This window comes from Marichromatium sp. PS1 (assembly GCF_041155115.1).
Lineage (GTDB): Bacteria > Pseudomonadota > Gammaproteobacteria > Chromatiales > Chromatiaceae > Marichromatium > Marichromatium gracile.
Window position 1 is genome coordinate 61,947 of sequence record NZ_BAAFHB010000004.1, and the last position, 14,097, is coordinate 76,043.

Annotated in this window: 17 protein-coding genes; 12 read left to right on the forward strand and 5 right to left on the reverse strand. The window is 66.8% G+C overall.

The genetic code is table 11. The features are described 5' to 3' along the window. Window positions 1-21: 21 nt before the first annotated feature. The 12 genes from flhF (at window position 22) to ACAM26_RS09495 (ending at window position 10,703) form a co-directional block, all read left to right on the forward strand. Window positions 22-1,296 carry a flagellar biosynthesis protein FlhF gene (gene flhF, locus ACAM26_RS09440; protein WP_369613508.1) on the forward strand — a complete coding sequence of 425 codons (1,275 nt, stop codon included), beginning with the start codon at window positions 22-24 and terminating at the stop codon, window positions 1,294-1,296. Then, entirely contained in the window at window positions 1,283-2,107 is an 825-nt protein-coding gene (locus ACAM26_RS09445; RefSeq protein WP_123141880.1) for a MinD/ParA family protein, read from the forward strand. The genes flhF and ACAM26_RS09445 overlap by 14 nt, the downstream gene beginning before the upstream one ends. Beyond that, window positions 2,107-2,859, forward strand: a complete 753-nt coding sequence (locus ACAM26_RS09450) for an RNA polymerase sigma factor FliA (protein ID WP_123140799.1) — start codon at window positions 2,107-2,109, stop codon at window positions 2,857-2,859. The genes ACAM26_RS09445 and ACAM26_RS09450 overlap by 1 nt, the downstream gene beginning before the upstream one ends. A gap of 47 nt (window positions 2,860-2,906) precedes the next feature. Continuing rightward, window positions 2,907-3,281: a chemotaxis response regulator CheY gene (gene cheY, locus ACAM26_RS09455; RefSeq protein WP_005224626.1), complete on the forward strand. Its 375-nt coding sequence runs from the start codon at window positions 2,907-2,909 to the stop codon at window positions 3,279-3,281. A gap of 155 nt (window positions 3,282-3,436) precedes the next feature. Then, window positions 3,437-4,207: a protein phosphatase CheZ gene (locus ACAM26_RS09460; protein ID WP_123140798.1), complete on the forward strand. Its 771-nt coding sequence runs from the start codon at window positions 3,437-3,439 to the stop codon at window positions 4,205-4,207. A gap of 35 nt (window positions 4,208-4,242) precedes the next feature. Then, on the forward strand, window positions 4,243-6,357 hold the full coding sequence (locus ACAM26_RS09465) for a chemotaxis protein CheA (RefSeq protein ID WP_123140797.1): 2,115 nt from the start codon (window positions 4,243-4,245) through the stop codon (window positions 6,355-6,357). 3 nt (window positions 6,358-6,360) lie between these two features. Continuing rightward, a complete protein-coding gene (locus ACAM26_RS09470; protein ID WP_123141878.1) occupies window positions 6,361-7,470 on the forward strand; it encodes a chemotaxis response regulator protein-glutamate methylesterase in 1,110 nt (369 codons plus the stop codon). Between the two features lies 1 nt (window position 7,471). Continuing rightward, window positions 7,472-8,215, forward strand: coding sequence for a flagellar motor protein (locus tag ACAM26_RS09475; protein ID WP_369613509.1), 744 nt, complete (start codon window positions 7,472-7,474; stop codon window positions 8,213-8,215). An 8-nt stretch (window positions 8,216-8,223) separates the two neighbouring features. Then, the gene (gene motD, locus ACAM26_RS09480; RefSeq protein ID WP_123140794.1) at window positions 8,224-9,159 is read left to right on the forward strand and encodes a flagellar motor protein MotD; all 936 of its coding nucleotides are present in this window, start codon (window positions 8,224-8,226) and stop codon (window positions 9,157-9,159) included. A gap of 77 nt (window positions 9,160-9,236) precedes the next feature. Continuing rightward, window positions 9,237-9,722, forward strand: a complete 486-nt coding sequence (locus tag ACAM26_RS09485; RefSeq protein WP_123140793.1) for a chemotaxis protein CheW — start codon at window positions 9,237-9,239, stop codon at window positions 9,720-9,722. A gap of 71 nt (window positions 9,723-9,793) precedes the next feature. Next, on the forward strand, window positions 9,794-10,189 hold the full coding sequence (locus tag ACAM26_RS09490) for a hypothetical protein (protein WP_369613510.1): 396 nt from the start codon (window positions 9,794-9,796) through the stop codon (window positions 10,187-10,189). Window positions 10,190-10,256: 67 nt separating this feature from the next. Beyond that, window positions 10,257-10,703: a DUF2802 domain-containing protein gene (locus ACAM26_RS09495; protein ID WP_123140791.1), complete on the forward strand. Its 447-nt coding sequence runs from the start codon at window positions 10,257-10,259 to the stop codon at window positions 10,701-10,703. Window positions 10,704-10,733: 30 nt separating this feature from the next. Here ACAM26_RS09495 and ACAM26_RS09500 read toward each other — a convergent pair whose 3' ends face one another. From ACAM26_RS09500 to flgM, 5 genes are all read right to left on the reverse strand, one after another. Beyond that, on the reverse strand, window positions 10,734-11,048 hold the full coding sequence (locus tag ACAM26_RS09500; RefSeq protein ID WP_123140790.1) for an EscU/YscU/HrcU family type III secretion system export apparatus switch protein: 315 nt from the start codon (window positions 11,046-11,048) through the stop codon (window positions 10,734-10,736). Continuing rightward, the gene (locus tag ACAM26_RS09505) at window positions 11,045-11,929 is read right to left on the reverse strand and encodes a flagellar hook-length control protein FliK (protein ID WP_123140789.1); all 885 of its coding nucleotides are present in this window, start codon (window positions 11,927-11,929) and stop codon (window positions 11,045-11,047) included. Before ACAM26_RS09505 ends, ACAM26_RS09500 begins: the two co-directional genes overlap by 4 nt. Window positions 11,930-12,429: 500 nt before the next feature. Then, window positions 12,430-13,140, reverse strand: a complete 711-nt coding sequence (locus ACAM26_RS09510) for a flagellar brake protein (RefSeq protein WP_123140788.1) — start codon at window positions 13,138-13,140, stop codon at window positions 12,430-12,432. A 64-nt stretch (window positions 13,141-13,204) separates the two neighbouring features. Continuing rightward, on the reverse strand, window positions 13,205-13,681 hold the full coding sequence (locus ACAM26_RS09515) for a flagella synthesis protein FlgN (RefSeq protein ID WP_062274522.1): 477 nt from the start codon (window positions 13,679-13,681) through the stop codon (window positions 13,205-13,207). Window positions 13,682-13,707: 26 nt separating this feature from the next. After that, window positions 13,708-14,019: a flagellar biosynthesis anti-sigma factor FlgM gene (flgM, locus tag ACAM26_RS09520; protein ID WP_165913552.1), complete on the reverse strand. Its 312-nt coding sequence runs from the start codon at window positions 14,017-14,019 to the stop codon at window positions 13,708-13,710. Window positions 14,020-14,097: the final 78 nt, after the last annotated feature.

The following is a 14,097-nucleotide window of genomic DNA, read 5'->3' on the forward strand; positions in this document are numbered from 1 at the left end:
TGAGCGAGCAGGAGTACGACCATGAGTGTGAGGCGCTATACGGCACGGGACATGCGCGACGCGATGCGTCAGGTGCGCGAGCTGCAGGGACCGGATGCGGTGATCCTGTCGAGTCGTCGGGTCGATGGCATGCTGGAGGTGATCGCCGCGCTCGACGAGGGCGATCAGGCCGCCGCGCCGGCACCGACGGTACCGACCCGTGCGCCACGCCGCGAGCGCGCGAGCGCGCCCGAGGCGCGTGCTCCGCGCCCGGCGGTGCCGGCGACCGCGACCCTGCCCACCGACCCCGAGATCGCGGCGATGCGGCGTGAACTCTGCGACCTGCGCAGCCTGCTGGTGCAACACCAGAACGCCAGCGAGTCGGCGCGCTGGGCGGCGCGTCATCCGCTCGCCGCCGAACTGGTGACGCGCCTGACCGACTGTGGCTTCACCGAGAAGCTCGCGCGCAGTCTCGCCGGTGGGATCCTCGAGGAGACCTCGGTCGAGAGCGCCTGGTCGCGGCTGCGCGCGCGGCTCTCGGCGGCGATCCCGACGGCACAGTCGCCGGTGCTCGACCAGGGGGGCATGCTGGCGCTGGTGGGGCCGACCGGGGTGGGCAAGACCACCACCCTGGCGCGGTTGGCGCTGCGCCAGATCCGGCGCATGGGACGCGACTCGGTCAGCCTGGTCTCACTTGACCGCCAGCGCATTGGCGCCTACAAGCAGTTGCAGGCGTTCGGGCAGATGGCCGGGGTCTCGGTGATGCTGCTCGAGAACGAGCATGAGCTGGCGGCGTTGTCGAGTCGCGCCGGTGATGGCAGACTGATTCTCATCGATACGGCCGGGCATGCCGCGCGTGATGCCGCCGAGCGCCGATTGTTTGCGCAGGTGCGCGAGCGCATCGAGCTCGAGACCTGGCTGGTAATTGCCGCTACCCATCAGTCGATGGTGCTCAGACAGGTGCTCGAGGCGTTCCAGTCGAGCGAACCCTCGGCCCTGGTGTTGACCAAGGTGGACGAGACGGAACAGCTCGGCGAGACCCTGTCCGTGTTGATGGAGCAGCGGCTCGGTTTGATTTTTTATAGCGATGGTCAACGCATGACCGAAGATTTCCACAAGGTCGATACACTCTATCTCACCCGCTTGGCGCTCCAGGAGCGGGCGCACGCCATGCGTGCGCCGGGCGGCGCCCGCGCCTCTCTCGATGGTCTGGCAATGAACGCGATGCCGGCGTCCACGCGGACGTCTGGTGAACAGGGCAGCATGGTTCTGGAGTCGGTCTTGCCCTTCAGGACGCCTGCCCATGCAACCGCCTAGCAATCGGCTCAGGAGTATCGCCGTCGCCAGCGGCAAGGGGGGCGTCGGCAAGACCAATGTCTCGGTCAATCTCGCCGTCGCGCTCGCGCGCATGGGACGGCGGGTGATGCTGTTCGACGCCGACCTCGGTCTGGCCAACGCCGATCTGCTGCTCGGACTGCGCCCGACCAAGACCCTGCACGATCTCGTCGAAGGGCGGGTCGAGGGACTCGAGGATGTGTTGGTGCAAGGCCCGCAGGGCATGCAGCTGGTGCCCTCGGCCTCGGGTATCGCCAGCATGGCCAATCTCAGCCCCGCCGAGCATGCCGGGCTGATCCGTGCCTTCAGCTCCTACCGTCAGCCGCTCGACGTGCTCATCGTCGATACCTCGGCCGGCGTCCAGGAGTCGGTCACCGCCTTCTGCAAGGCGGTTCAGGAAGTGATGGTGGTGGTCTGTGACGAGCCGGCATCGCTCACCGACGCCTATGCACTGATCAAGGTGCTGCACCAGGATCACGGCTTGCGTCGTTTCCGCATGGTCTGCAACATGTTGAGCTCGCCGGAGGCCGGTCGGCGTCTGGTGCGCAAGCTCTCGGCCGTCTGCGCCCAGTACCTGCCGGAGGTGATGCTCGAGGCCTCGGGTATCATCCCGCTCGACGACAACCTGCGTCGGGCCGTGCAGCGGCGCGGGCCTGTGGTCGACCTGTATCCGGGCAGTCCCTCGGGGCGCGCCTTCACCGAGTTGGCGACCCGGGTCGATCGTTGGCCCATCACCGAGACCGACCTGGGCGGGATCGGCTTTTTCGTCGAACGGATGTTGCAAAGTGCCTGATGGCCCCGAAACGTCCATTGCAGGGGTATCCTAGCCTGGCCGACCGGCCCGACGAGCTGGTTGCGGCCAATGTCGATCTGGTACAGCGTATCGCGCATCATCTGGCGGCGCGTCTACCGCCGTCGGTGCAGCTCGACGACCTGGTCCAGTCGGGCATGGTGGGGCTGATCGAGGCCGCGCGCCAGTTCCAGGCGGGACAGGGCGCGACCTTCGCGACCTATGCGACCATACGCATCCGTGGCGCGATGATCGATGAACTGCGCCGCGCGGACTGGACCCCGCGCTCGGTCCATCGCAACACCCGTCGCATCGCCGCAGCCATCCGTGAGGTGGAGACGCGCGAGGGGCGCACGGCGAGCGACGCCGAGGTCGCCGCCGAGCTCGAGATCGGGCTGGCGGACTATCATGCGATGCTGCAGGACAGTGCGAGCGCCAACGTCCTCGGCATCGAAGACCTGGGCGGCCCGGAGATGGAAGCCGATCGCTGGTTGGCGGGGACGGAGGATTCGCCCCCGGAGCAGCTCGCTCAGGCGCAGTTTCGCCTGGCACTGGCCCAGGCCCTGGGTGGCTTGCCGGAGCGCGAGCGCCTGGTCATGAACCTGTATTACAACGAGGCGTTGAACCTGCGCGAGATCGGCGCCGTGCTCGGCATCACCGAGTCGCGTGTCAGCCAGATCCGCAGTCAGGCCTTGCACCGCTTGCGCTCACGGTTGTCCGACTGGACCGGCGAGGGCAGTGAGTCGCTGTTGTGATCGATAAATCCGACAATTGACACTGGGAGTTCAGTGTGGACAAAGGCATGAAGATCCTCGTCGTGGACGATTTCTCCACGATGAGACGCATCATCAAGAACCTGCTGCGCGAGCTGGGGTTCAATAACACCATGGAGGCCGACGACGGCAGCACGGCCTTGCCGATGCTCAAGAGCGGTGGCTTCGATTTCCTCATCACCGACTGGAACATGCCCAACATGGAAGGCATCGAGCTGCTGCGCCAGGTCCGCGCCGACCCTGAGCTCAAGGAGCTGCCGGTGCTGATGGTGACGGCCGAGGCCAAGCGCGAGCAGATCGTCGAGGCGGCCCAGGCTGGCGTCAACGGCTATATCGTCAAGCCCTTCACCGCCGAGACACTGAAGGAAAAGATCGATAAGATCTTCGAGCGGGTCGCAGGCTAGGGTCGGGCTGAAGCGACTGTCTCGCGCTGCGCCGGCCGTCGCCTCATCGTTCGCCCCTGGCGCTGACACATGGACTCAGCCCACTCCGGCACGTGCCTCCATGGCCGGCCCAGCCATGTCACGGGTAGCCTTTTCGTTCGGCCTGGGAACAATCGATGGACAATGACGAAACACGTTTGACCGCACAGCTTGCACTTGCGCAGGAGCTGGTCGAACACCTCCAAAACGGCGATGAGGAAGGCGCGCGTCTGGTCATCCAGCAGTTGCGCTTCCCCTACGAGCGTGAGCTGTTCGAGGAGCTCGGCAAGCTGACCCGCGAGCTGCACGAAGCGCTGCAGAGCTTCCGCGGCGACTCGCGTCTGGTCGAGATCACCCAGGACGAGATCCCGGACGCCAAGGAGCGGCTCTCCTATGTCGTCACCATGACCGAGCAGGCCACGCACCGCACCCTCAATGCGGTCGACGAGGGCTTGCCGATCGCCGAGCGGGTACATGACAGCGCGGTGCGGCTCTCCGAGCGTTGGGGGCGGTTCCGGCGCCGCGAGCTCTCGCTCGATGAGTTCCGCGAGTTCGCGCGCGAGCTCGACGCCTTCTTCTCCGCCACCGGTCAGGAGACCGAGCGGCTGCGCTCGCTGATGTCCGAGGTCATGATGGCCCAGGACTTCCAGGATCTTACCGGCCAGATCATCGGGCGGGTCATCCGTCTGGTTCAGGACGTCGAGGAGAACCTGGTCGGCTTGATTCGACTCTCCAGCGGACGCATGGAAGGGGCTGTCGCCAAGCCCGTCGAGCCGACCGTCGAGAAGGCCGAGGAACCCGCCCGGGGTGGTGTCGGGCCGGCGGTGCCCAACACCAGCGACGATCTCGGGGATGTCGTTTCGGGTCAGGACGACGTCGATGCCCTGCTGTCCAGTCTCGGCTTCTAGTTGCCCGAGCCCATCGAGTTCAGAGGATAAGGTGAATGCCAATCGACCCGAATGACGAAATTCTTCAGGATTTCCTGGTCGAGGCCGGCGAGCTGCTCGAAGGCTTGAACGAGCAACTGATCGATCTGGAGCAGGATCCGGCGAACCGCGACCTGCTCAATTCGGTCTTCCGCAGTTTTCATACCATCAAGGGTGGCGCGGGCTTTCTCAACCTCAATGCGCTGGTCTCGGTCTGTCATCATGCCGAGGACGTGTTCAATCTGCTGCGCAACGGCGAGCGTCATGTCGATGCGCAGTTGATGGATACGGTGCTGCGGGTGCTCGATGTCGTCAACGTCATGTTCGGCGACCTGCAATCGGGCAAGGAGCCCGAGCCCGCCGCGCCCGAACTGATCGCCGAACTCGAGCAGCTGGCCTCGCCTGCGGCGGCGGCCCCCGAGCCGCCCCCGGCTCCCGTCGAGCCGGTGCCTGCCGAGCCCGAGGCGGCGCCTGAGCCGCCCTCCGAGTCCGTGGCGGCGGGTGCCGAGCCCGCGGATGAAATCACCGAGCAGGAGTTCGAGGCGTTGCTCGATGCGCTCAGCGGTCAGCCCCAGTCCGGTGCTGCGCCCGCCGAGTCTGTGCCCCCGGAGCCGACCGCGTCGACTTCCGCCGAGGTCTCGGCTGCGGGCGGGCCGCCAGTCGAGGAAGAGCCCGCCGGCGAGGATACCGACCTCATCACTGACGAGGAGTTCGAGAACCTGCTCGATCAGCTCCACGGCAAGGGCGCCTTCACTGCGGCGCCCGCGCCGAAGGCGGCGGCCGAGAGCGCGCCTTCCTCACCCCCGCCGGCGCCACAGCCGAGCACCGCGCCCGCCCCCGCCAAGCCGGCGCCGAAGCCCGAGGGCGAGAGCAGTGCTGCGGCGGCTGCGGCGCGTGCCGTCAAACAGGCTGCCACTCCGACCGAGACCTCGGTGCGGGTCGATACCAACCGACTCGACGAGATCATGAATCTGGTCGGCGAGTTGGTGCTGGTGCGTAACCGGTTGAGCATGCTGCGCTCGCAGACCGAGGACGACGAGGTTTCCAAGGCGATCAACTCGCTCGCCCTGGTCACCGCTGATCTGCAGTCGGCGGTGATGAAGACGCGGATGCAGCCGATCAAGAAGGTCTTCAGTCGCTTCCCGCGTGTGGTCCGCGATCTCTCGCGCTCGCTCGGCAAGGAGATCGACTTCCAGACCTATGGCGAGGAGACCGATCTCGACAAGAACCTTGTCGAGGCCCTGGCCGATCCGCTGGTGCACTTGATCCGCAACGCCGTCGATCATGGCATCGAGATGCCCGACGTGCGCGAGGCCGCCGGCAAGTCGCGGCGCGGGCGGGTGATCCTGGGTGCGGCGCAGGAGGGCGATCACATCGCCCTGACCATCGAGGACGATGGCCGCGGCATGGATCCCCAGGCGCTGCGCCTGAAGGCGGTGGAGAAGGGGCTGCTCGAGCCGTCGATGGCCGAGCGGCTGTCCGATCGCGATGCCTTCAACCTCATCTTCATGGCAGGCTTTTCCACCAAGGAAGAGATCTCCGACGTCTCCGGGCGCGGGGTCGGGATGGATGTGGTCAAGACCCGCATCGCCCAGCTCAACGGTTCCGTCGAGATCGACTCCGAGCTTGGCCGGGGCACCCTGCTGCAGGTCAAGCTGCCGCTCACCCTCGCGATCCTGCCGGCGTTGATGGTGATCCTCGACGGGCGGCGTTTCGCCATTCCGCTCGCCTCGGTCTCCGAGATCCTCGACCTCGACCTCTCGCGCAGCCGCTTCGTCGACGAGCAGGAGGCGATCGTGGTGCGCAGCCATGCCTTGCCGATCTATCACATCGGTCGCTGGGTCCGCCCCGGTCGGGACGAGGGGCCACGAGGCGAGGCCCATGTCGTGGTGGTCCAGGTCGGACAGCGCAAGGTCGGCCTGGTGGTCGACGGCCTGGTGGGACAGGAAGAGGTGGTGATCAAGCCGCTCGGTCTCGGGTTGCGTCATGTCTCCGGGCTCGCCGGGGCCACGATTACCGGTGATGGTGGTATCGCACTGATCCTCGATGTCCCCGAGCTGCTCAAGGTCATGGGGCGCTCGGAGTTCGGCGGTCGCCGGGAAACGGTCGCCGAACTGGCCACAGGGAGCTGATCCGTGCCGCTCAAGGTTGTCGTTGTCGATGATTCCGCCTTCTTTCGACGTCGTATCGTCGAGATCCTGAATGCCGATATCGGCATCGAGGTGGTCGGTACCGCCGGTGATGGTCGTGAGGCCATCGAGGTGGTCAAGCGCCTCAAGCCCGATGTGGTGACCATGGATATCGAGATGCCGGTGATGGACGGCATCACCGCGGTACGACGGATCATGGCCGAGTCGCCTCGTCCGATCCTGATGTTCTCGACTCTCACCACGGATGGCGCGACCGCCACGCTCGATGCCCTGGACGCAGGCGCGATGGACTTCCTGCCCAAGCGCTTCAGCGAGATGGCCAAGGACGAGGACAGCGCCAAGATGCTGCTGCGTCGCCGGGTGCGCGCGCTGGCCCGGGGACGTGGCCCCGCGCTGACTGCGGCTCGTGCCCCGGCGCGCGCCGAGGCGCGTCATGTGCCAGCCTCCCCCGCATCCTCGGCGCCGGCTCAGTCGCCGACCCCGGCACCGCCGCCCCGCTCATCGGGTGTGCGCGGCGAGTCGTTACGCTCGTTGCGGGCGTTGCTGATCGGCACCTCGACCGGTGGGCCGGTGGCGCTGCAAGAGGTGCTCAAGGCGCTGCCGAGCCAGTTCCCGCTGCCGATCGTGGTGGTCCAGCACATGCCGGCGAGCTTCACCCCGGCCTTTGCCGAGCGCCTCAACAACCTCTGCCAGATCGAGGTGCGCGAGGCGGCCAATGGGGATGCACTCAAACCGGGGGTGGCGCTACTCGCGCCCGGCGGCATGCAGCTGGTGCTCGAGGGCGGATCGCAGCCACGGGTGCGGATCGTCGACAGCCCGCCCGGCACCATCTACAAGCCGAGTGTCGATATCACCTTCACCTCCGCCGTCGCTGCGCTACGCAGTCAGGTGCTGGCGGTGGTGCTCACCGGAATGGGGGCCGACGGTCGTGAGGGCGCGCGCGCGCTCAAGGAGCATGGGGCCCGGATCTGGGCCCAGGACGCCGCCAGCTCGGTGGTCTTCGGGATGCCGGCGGCGGTCATCGAGGCCGGGCTCGCCGATCAGGTGCTTGCGTTGAGGGATGTCGGGCCGGCGCTCGTCAAAAGCCTCTGTTGAGATGGATGTCCTGACCCTGGTCGGGCTCCTGCTGGGGCTGGTGGCCGTGGTCGGGGGCTCCGTCGCCAAGGGCAGTGGGCTGGGCGCGCTGTGGAATCTCGCCGCCTTCACCATCGTGGTGATCGGGACCCTGGGCGCGGCACTGGTCCAGGCCCGCCTGCCGGTATTCCGTCATGCATTGCGCATCCTGCCCTGGGTGGTGCTTACCCCCAGGCTCGATCCCCTGGCGATGGTCAAGCGCCTGGTCGACTGGGCGCATCTGTCTCGTCGTGAGGGACTGCTCGGTCTCGAGGCGCTCTCCGAGCAAGAGACCGATCCCTTCGTCCGCAAGGGGTTGCAGCTGCTCGTCGACGGCACCGAGCCCCAGGTGCTGAGACAGATCCTCGAGTCGGATCTCGACAATCGTGAGCACTTCGACCTGCAGGGTGCCAGGGTCTTCGAGAGTATGGGGGTCTATGCCCCGACCCTCGGCATCATCGGGGCGGTGATGGGGTTGATGGCGGTGATGCAGAATCTGGCCGACCCGAGCAAGCTTGGCCCGGGGATTGCTGCAGCATTCGTGGCCACCATCTACGGGATCGCCTCGGCCAACCTGCTGTTCCTGCCGGTGTCGAACAAGCTCAAGGGCTTGATCCAGGCGCGCGTCAATTATCAGACGATGCTCCTCGAGGGGTTGGTGGCGATCGCAGAGGGTGAGAACCCGCGCAACATCGAGAACAAGCTGAGCGGCTTCATCCAGCGTTGAGGCGGTCCATGGCGCGACGGCGCAGATACGACGACCATACCAACCATGAGGCCTGGGCCATCCCCTACGGGGATCTGGTGACCCTGCTGATGGCCTTCTTCGTGGTGATGTATGCGGTCTCGAGCATCGATGCGGGCAAGTATCGAGTGCTTTCCGACTCGCTGGAGCAGGCCTTCGGGTCGCAGCCCAAGGTCTCGCCGATACAGATCGGTGAGCCATTGCCGGGCGATGCCTTGATCGGTGAGGACATGCGCCGCACGCTCGCCCCGATCAGCAGCAGCCTGGCGCTGCTCGACCCGGCGCTGCTCGATCCTCTGGTCGACATGACCGATGTGTCCGCCGATCTCGCGATGCGCAGCATCCTCGAGGGGGGAGGGGATGTGCGCAGGCGCGAGATACTACGCGAGATCGGCGAGATGGCCGGTGAGATCGAAGGGGCGCTCGGCGGGTTGGTCGATGACGGGCGTATTCAGGTCGACCGTCAGGCCTATTGGCTGGAGATCGAGATCAACACCAGCCTGCTGTTCCTCAGTGGCTCGGCGACCCTCGAGCCGGCGGCCCTGCCGGTCCTGGAAGAGGTGGCCAAGGTGCTGGCAAAGCGCGATTCGCGCATCCATGTCGAGGGGCATACCGATGATCTGCCGATCGGTAACTCGATCTACCCCTCGAACTGGGAGCTGTCATCGGGGCGCGCGGCGACGGTGGTCAATCTGTTTGCGCAGAATGGCGTCGATCCCCGTCGCATGGTGGCGATCGGTTATGGTGAGTTCCAGCCTGTCGCCTCCAACGACACCGCCGAGGGGCGGGCGCGCAATCGGCGTGTGGCCATCGTGGTGCTGCCGGGGCCGCCGCCGCGTTCTCACGAACGCGTCGAGCCCGAATGGCTCAAGCGTGATCATATTGTCCCCGAGGTGGACGAGTTCGGCGCCGTACCCGGGGATTGATCCGGGCGCCGCCGCCGACCATCATTCAGAATGACCTCCGGCGGTGCGTGACGGCCGGACATCAAGGCGAGGAATCCATGAGCGAACCAAACACCCAGACCAACACCGCGGGCACCTCCTCCTCCTTCGTAACCTTCAGCCTGGCAGAGGAGACCTATGCCATCGATGTGCTGCAGGTTCAGGAGGTGCTCAAGATCACCGAGATCGCGCCGGTGCCCGGCGTGCCCGATTACATCCTCGGGATCATCAACCTGCGTGGCGACGTGGTCACCGTGATCGATGCGCGCCGGCGCATGGGGCTGCCGCCGCGTGCGCCCGATGAAGCCTCGCGCATCGTCATCATCGACATCGACAACCAGAATGTCGGCATCCTGGTCGATGCGGTGGCGGAGGTCGTGCAGATCGATGCCGACTCGGTCGATCCGGCGCCGGCGGTGGGCAATGACCAGAGCAGTCGCTTCATCCTCGGCGTGACCAGTACCGAGGAGGGGCTGACGATCCTGATCAGCCTCGAGAAGCTGCTCTCCGATGACGAGTGGGAGCTGGTACGTAGCGTCGGCTGATCCTGGGTGCCGCGGGTGCATGGCCCGCGGCTTCCGGCCAGGGGTGGTCGAGGCGGCTCAGGAGGGAGTGTATGAGCGATCCGATCAAGCCGATGCTACCCGTCCAATCCGGTCTCAGGGGACGCGACTCGGACGAGGACCAGGGGCAGGCGGCCGCGCTGTGGAGCCCTTTGCTGCGTCGCCGAGCCGGGCTGCGCGAGCGTCGTCAGATCGAACGGCGCCAGGGCGAGCGTCGTCGACTCGAGCGTCGCAGCATGGAACGCCGTTCAGAGGAGCGTCGTGCCGGCGCGCCACGCGCGCTGGAACGTCGCCGGCAGGAGCGGCGGCAGGGGGAGCGGCGGCTGGGCGATCGACGACGAACTGAGCGTCGCCGTCCCGGCGATGATCCACCGACCTCGGGTGAAAGCGGTGTGTCGCGCCGACTGATCGGCAGGAAACGTCGGGGGTTCATCGATGAGTATGCCTAGCCGGGAAGCCGGGTCGCGACCTGTATCGCGGCCGCGCCTCGCCGCTGACCGCTGAGAGCCTGGGCCCTTGATCAGTCTGGCGGAAATCCTGGCCATCCTGGCACTGCTGGCGGCAGCGCTCGCGCTCGCCGCCTTCGTCTATCTGTGGCGCGAAACACGCAGGTTGCGGCGCGACCTGAGGCGTTTTGATCCCGTGCTGCAGACCTTGCATCGCGACCTTCGGGTGATCGCCGGCGAGAGCTTCCATCGCGGTCAGGATCGGGTGATGCTGGTCAATGCCCTGGAGCGCCTGGCCGATCAGCAGCAGGAGATGCGCCTCGAGATGCGCATGCGCGATGCCGATCAGAGTCCCTATGCCCAGGCGATCAAGCTCATCCGCAATGGCCAGAGCCGGGAGCAGGTCCGTCGACTCTGCGCCCTGACCGACGCCGAACTCGAACTGCTCTTCGGCCTGCATGGCCACGGAATCGGTGGTGAGTACGCCTCCGATCGGCTGTCCGACACGGGTTCCTGAGAGCGCCTGGGCGTCGGCGCGCCTCGATCTTCAGTCCTGCTCGTGCGGCTCCTGGTGTTGCTGGCGCGGGTCGATTCCGGCAAGTGCGAACACGAATGCCAGGACCTCGGCGACGGCGACATAGAGTTCCGCCGGGATCTCGTCGCCGATCGGGATCTGTGCCAATGCCTCGGCGAGCTGGCGGTCGGCGTGCAGCGGGATGTCGTGGGCCTCGGCGATACGCACGATCTGCTCGGCGGTGACGCCCAGCCCCGAGGCGGTGATGCGTGGCGCGTTGCGCGTGTCCCAGTGCAACGCGACCGCCTTGCTCGGCGTCTCCTCGGGAAGATCATCGTGCTTGCTCATGCCTGCTCGCTGATCAGTGGCCCGGGGTGACGCGTCGGGTTCGCCGTCTGGCCCTGGCCCGCGTGCAGGGCGGTGACCTCAAGTTCACGCGCCTCGAGCTGTTCGCGCAGCAACGGCAGTCTGCTGCGCAGCAGCGCCGCGGTCGGCGCGCGCTCGGCCAGCAGGCTCGCGCTCAACCGCTGCCCCTTGAGGGTCAGGCGAATCGAGAGCGGGCCGAGTTCGGCCAGATCCAGCCGCAGCCGGATCGTCCATCCAGCCTCCTCGACCTCGCCTTGTCTTCGCTCGCGTTCGATCTCGGCCTGAACGGTGCCGACACCGCCGCTGTGTCGATAGGGCAGGTCGAGCACCCAGCGCGGCTGTTCGGTCTCCTGCTCCAAGGGTTGTAGCTGGAGGCTGACGAGCTGCTTGAGCATGCCTTCGGTCTCGTGCTCCAACGCCTTCCCGGCGTTGATCACGGCGGGCGTGGCGGTGCGGGCCGTGGTGTCGGCCGCATCCCGGTTGTGACGCCTGATCTGGTCGGCGAACTGCAACAGCTGTGCCTTGAGATCCTCACCGAGACTCGCATCGGTGAGCGCTCCGGGTGTGAGCGCGAGTTGCGCGAGCCGGGCCTCGAGCCAGATCCCTGATCCCTCGACGGCACGCTGCAGTCCGCCGGGCTCAGTGAGTGTGCTGGGGCCGGGCAGGCGGCTGATCAGACGCTCGAGTCGGTCGTTGAGTGGGACGGCGGCGGTGCTCGGGGCCGGCGTCTGCCCCTTGGGTTGGGCCGTGCCGATGGCCTCCTGGGTCGTGAGTCGTCTGCTCCATTCGGTGAGGGTCTCGGCGAGTGCGCGTGCCTGTGGCAGGTGCAGCCTGACCTGTTGGGTGAGCCAGTCGCGTGTCATCGTCTCGCTGTTTGCAAGCGTTGCCGAAGGGGGTGCGAGCGGTGCGGGAGGCGGTTGGGCGGGGAGTAGCCGTAGCGTCGGGATCGGGCGCAGCGCGATGACCTCGGCGGTTGGCCGCGTGGGCAGGGGCGCGGCGTTCGGTTGGGGCGGCGGCGTTGATGTCGATGTCGCCGCCCCCGGGAGCTGAGGACTGGGCTGTGGGGCGCTGGCCTGTGCTGGCGACTGCGTGGATGGCAGTGGTGCCAGCAAGCGCAGTTGCAGCGGGGCCGACCAGCTGGTGCCCGGGCCCGGGGGACGGACCCGGGCGAAGACCTCTCCCGGGGCGGGCGCTGGGGTGCGGTTCGGTGTGGCGAGCTCAAGCTCGAGCTTCAATCCGATGGTCAGCTCCAGGGCCTGTCGTACCGTGGCGCTGCCCTGCATCCGGCTGCTGCTCAGCAGCTGCAGCAATGGTTGACCTGGGATGGGTTCGCTCATGCGGGCCGTGATGCGGGGCTCGCGGGTCAGACCGCGACCTTGCGCGCCTCACGCTGATAGTGGAGGGTTGCGCGCATCAGCGCGCGCTCGGTGCCCTGATCGAGATTGACGATACGAAAACCGGCGGCGAAGCGCCCGGGCTCGGCCACCGGTCGGCTGTTGATCAGGACTGCCTCGCCGGTCAGCGGTGCGTTCAGGACCGGCAGCTGCATCCCCGAGTAGTGCAGCAGGGTGCCGGGCTCGACCCGTGCGATATCGCTCCAGTCGACCTCGAGACAGAAGCCCTTGGCCGAGAGGTCGAGCAGCCGGCCGTTGAGCGTATCACTGGAGTTGACGTGGTGCAGACGAACGTGACGGATCTCGCCAAAGGGCAGGGCGGCGCGGAAGATCTCGCGACGCTGCAGATAGTTGAGTGCCTCGGGGTAGGGGCAGGCGTAGAGCGCGATGCCGTCCTCCTCGAGGATGTCGGCCACCCGGGTCGAGAAGCGGATCGCGATCCCGCGCAGGTTGCCATAGACGCGGATCTCATGGGCCTGGCCGACCTGCTGATGTCCCTCCTCGGGGTGGAGTTCGTCGAGAAACAGTGTGCGCTGTTCACCATCGAGACGGATCAGCGAGGAGGCGAACAGCGGGCCGTCGGGATCGAGACGGACGTTGACCACCAGCAGCCGGTGATTCATGTCGCTGAGGATGGTCGAGATCCGTCCGGGGTTGGTGATCAACTCTTCTGCGGCCATGATGCTGCTCGGTCTGTGGTTGGCGGAGGGGCCGTCCGGCTCCGGCCAGGGCGAGGTCGGCCTGTCAGGCGCGGCTGATGGTGCGACTGTGCGGGGTGCCGTTGTTGGCTTGGCCGCGCGGGTCGTAGGTGGTGGCGTTGGGGTCCTCGCCGCGGAGGATGCGCAGCGACAGGGTGACGCGCTTGCGATCACGATTGATCAGTGTGGCATTGGTGCGGTTGAGTTGGTCGCAGCGCACCACGTAGCCCCGCAGCGCATCCCAGCGCGGGGTGAGGTCGCGTCGTGGATCAACGCGCTCGAGCAGCCGCTCCACGCCCTGAGCGTCGAAGGTGTAGCCGGTGTCCTCGACCCATTGCTTCATGCGTAACGTCTCTTCCTCGAGCTGGTCGGCGAGCTGCTGCTTGCCGGCGACGACGCGCTGCAACTCATCGGGATCGCGCAGCTCGATCGCCCGGGTCTCGTCGAGCAACGCCTGCTCCAGACGGGTCGCCAGGGCGATCGCCGTTTCGAGCGAGTGGGCGAAGGGACCGGTGTGCTCCATGGGCCAACCTCAAGTCAGACGGTGATTCAGGCCAGCAGTTGCTCGAACTCGATGACGCTGTCGGCGAGCTGCTGGTTGTCGATCGGATAGCGCCCCTCGGCGATGGCCTGCTTGATCTTCGCGACCTTGGCCTCGTCGATCGGCGGCTCGGTCGATTCGCCCCGCGATGCGCTCATGCTCTTGGCCGCTGAGGTCAACGTGACCGTCTCCCCACCCTCGACGCCCGGACGTGCCTGGGCCTCGCCCTCGGGCGCCTTGGCGCCACCGCGCACGCCGTTGCCGGCGGAGTTGTTGCCTTCGGTGCGAAACGCGGTCGTGGTGAGGTTCTTGATGTCCATTGGCGTTGCTTCCGATCGACGTGGGCTCACAGCTGATAACGGCCGTCGACCAGGAAACTGTAGTCCATTGTCGTGTGC

Excerpts from the sequence above, each read along its gene's own strand:
- flhF (WP_369613508.1), top strand. The coding sequence starts at position 22 with ATGAGTGTGAGGCGCTATACGGCACGGGACATGCGCGACGCGATGCGT.
- ACAM26_RS09445 (WP_123141880.1), top strand. The coding sequence starts at position 1,283 with ATGCAACCGCCTAGCAATCGGCTCAGGAGTATCGCCGTCGCCAGCGGC.
- ACAM26_RS09450 (WP_123140799.1), top strand. The coding sequence starts at position 2,107 with ATGGCCCCGAAACGTCCATTGCAGGGGTATCCTAGCCTGGCCGACCGG.
- cheY (WP_005224626.1), top strand. The coding sequence starts at position 2,907 with ATGAAGATCCTCGTCGTGGACGATTTCTCCACGATGAGACGCATCATC.
- ACAM26_RS09460 (WP_123140798.1), top strand. The coding sequence starts at position 3,437 with ATGGACAATGACGAAACACGTTTGACCGCACAGCTTGCACTTGCGCAG.
- ACAM26_RS09465 (WP_123140797.1), top strand. The coding sequence starts at position 4,243 with ATGCCAATCGACCCGAATGACGAAATTCTTCAGGATTTCCTGGTCGAG.
- ACAM26_RS09475 (WP_369613509.1), top strand. The coding sequence starts at position 7,472 with ATGGATGTCCTGACCCTGGTCGGGCTCCTGCTGGGGCTGGTGGCCGTG.
- motD (WP_123140794.1), top strand. The coding sequence starts at position 8,224 with ATGGCGCGACGGCGCAGATACGACGACCATACCAACCATGAGGCCTGG.
- ACAM26_RS09485 (WP_123140793.1), top strand. The coding sequence starts at position 9,237 with ATGAGCGAACCAAACACCCAGACCAACACCGCGGGCACCTCCTCCTCC.
- ACAM26_RS09490 (WP_369613510.1), top strand. The coding sequence starts at position 9,794 with ATGAGCGATCCGATCAAGCCGATGCTACCCGTCCAATCCGGTCTCAGG.
- ACAM26_RS09500 (WP_123140790.1), bottom strand. The coding sequence starts at position 11,048 with ATGAGCAAGCACGATGATCTTCCCGAGGAGACGCCGAGCAAGGCGGTC.
- ACAM26_RS09505 (WP_123140789.1), bottom strand. The coding sequence starts at position 11,929 with ATGACACGCGACTGGCTCACCCAACAGGTCAGGCTGCACCTGCCACAG.
- ACAM26_RS09510 (WP_123140788.1), bottom strand. The coding sequence starts at position 13,140 with ATGGCCGCAGAAGAGTTGATCACCAACCCCGGACGGATCTCGACCATC.
- ACAM26_RS09515 (WP_062274522.1), bottom strand. The coding sequence starts at position 13,681 with ATGGAGCACACCGGTCCCTTCGCCCACTCGCTCGAAACGGCGATCGCC.
- flgM (WP_165913552.1), bottom strand. The coding sequence starts at position 14,019 with ATGGACATCAAGAACCTCACCACGACCGCGTTTCGCACCGAAGGCAAC.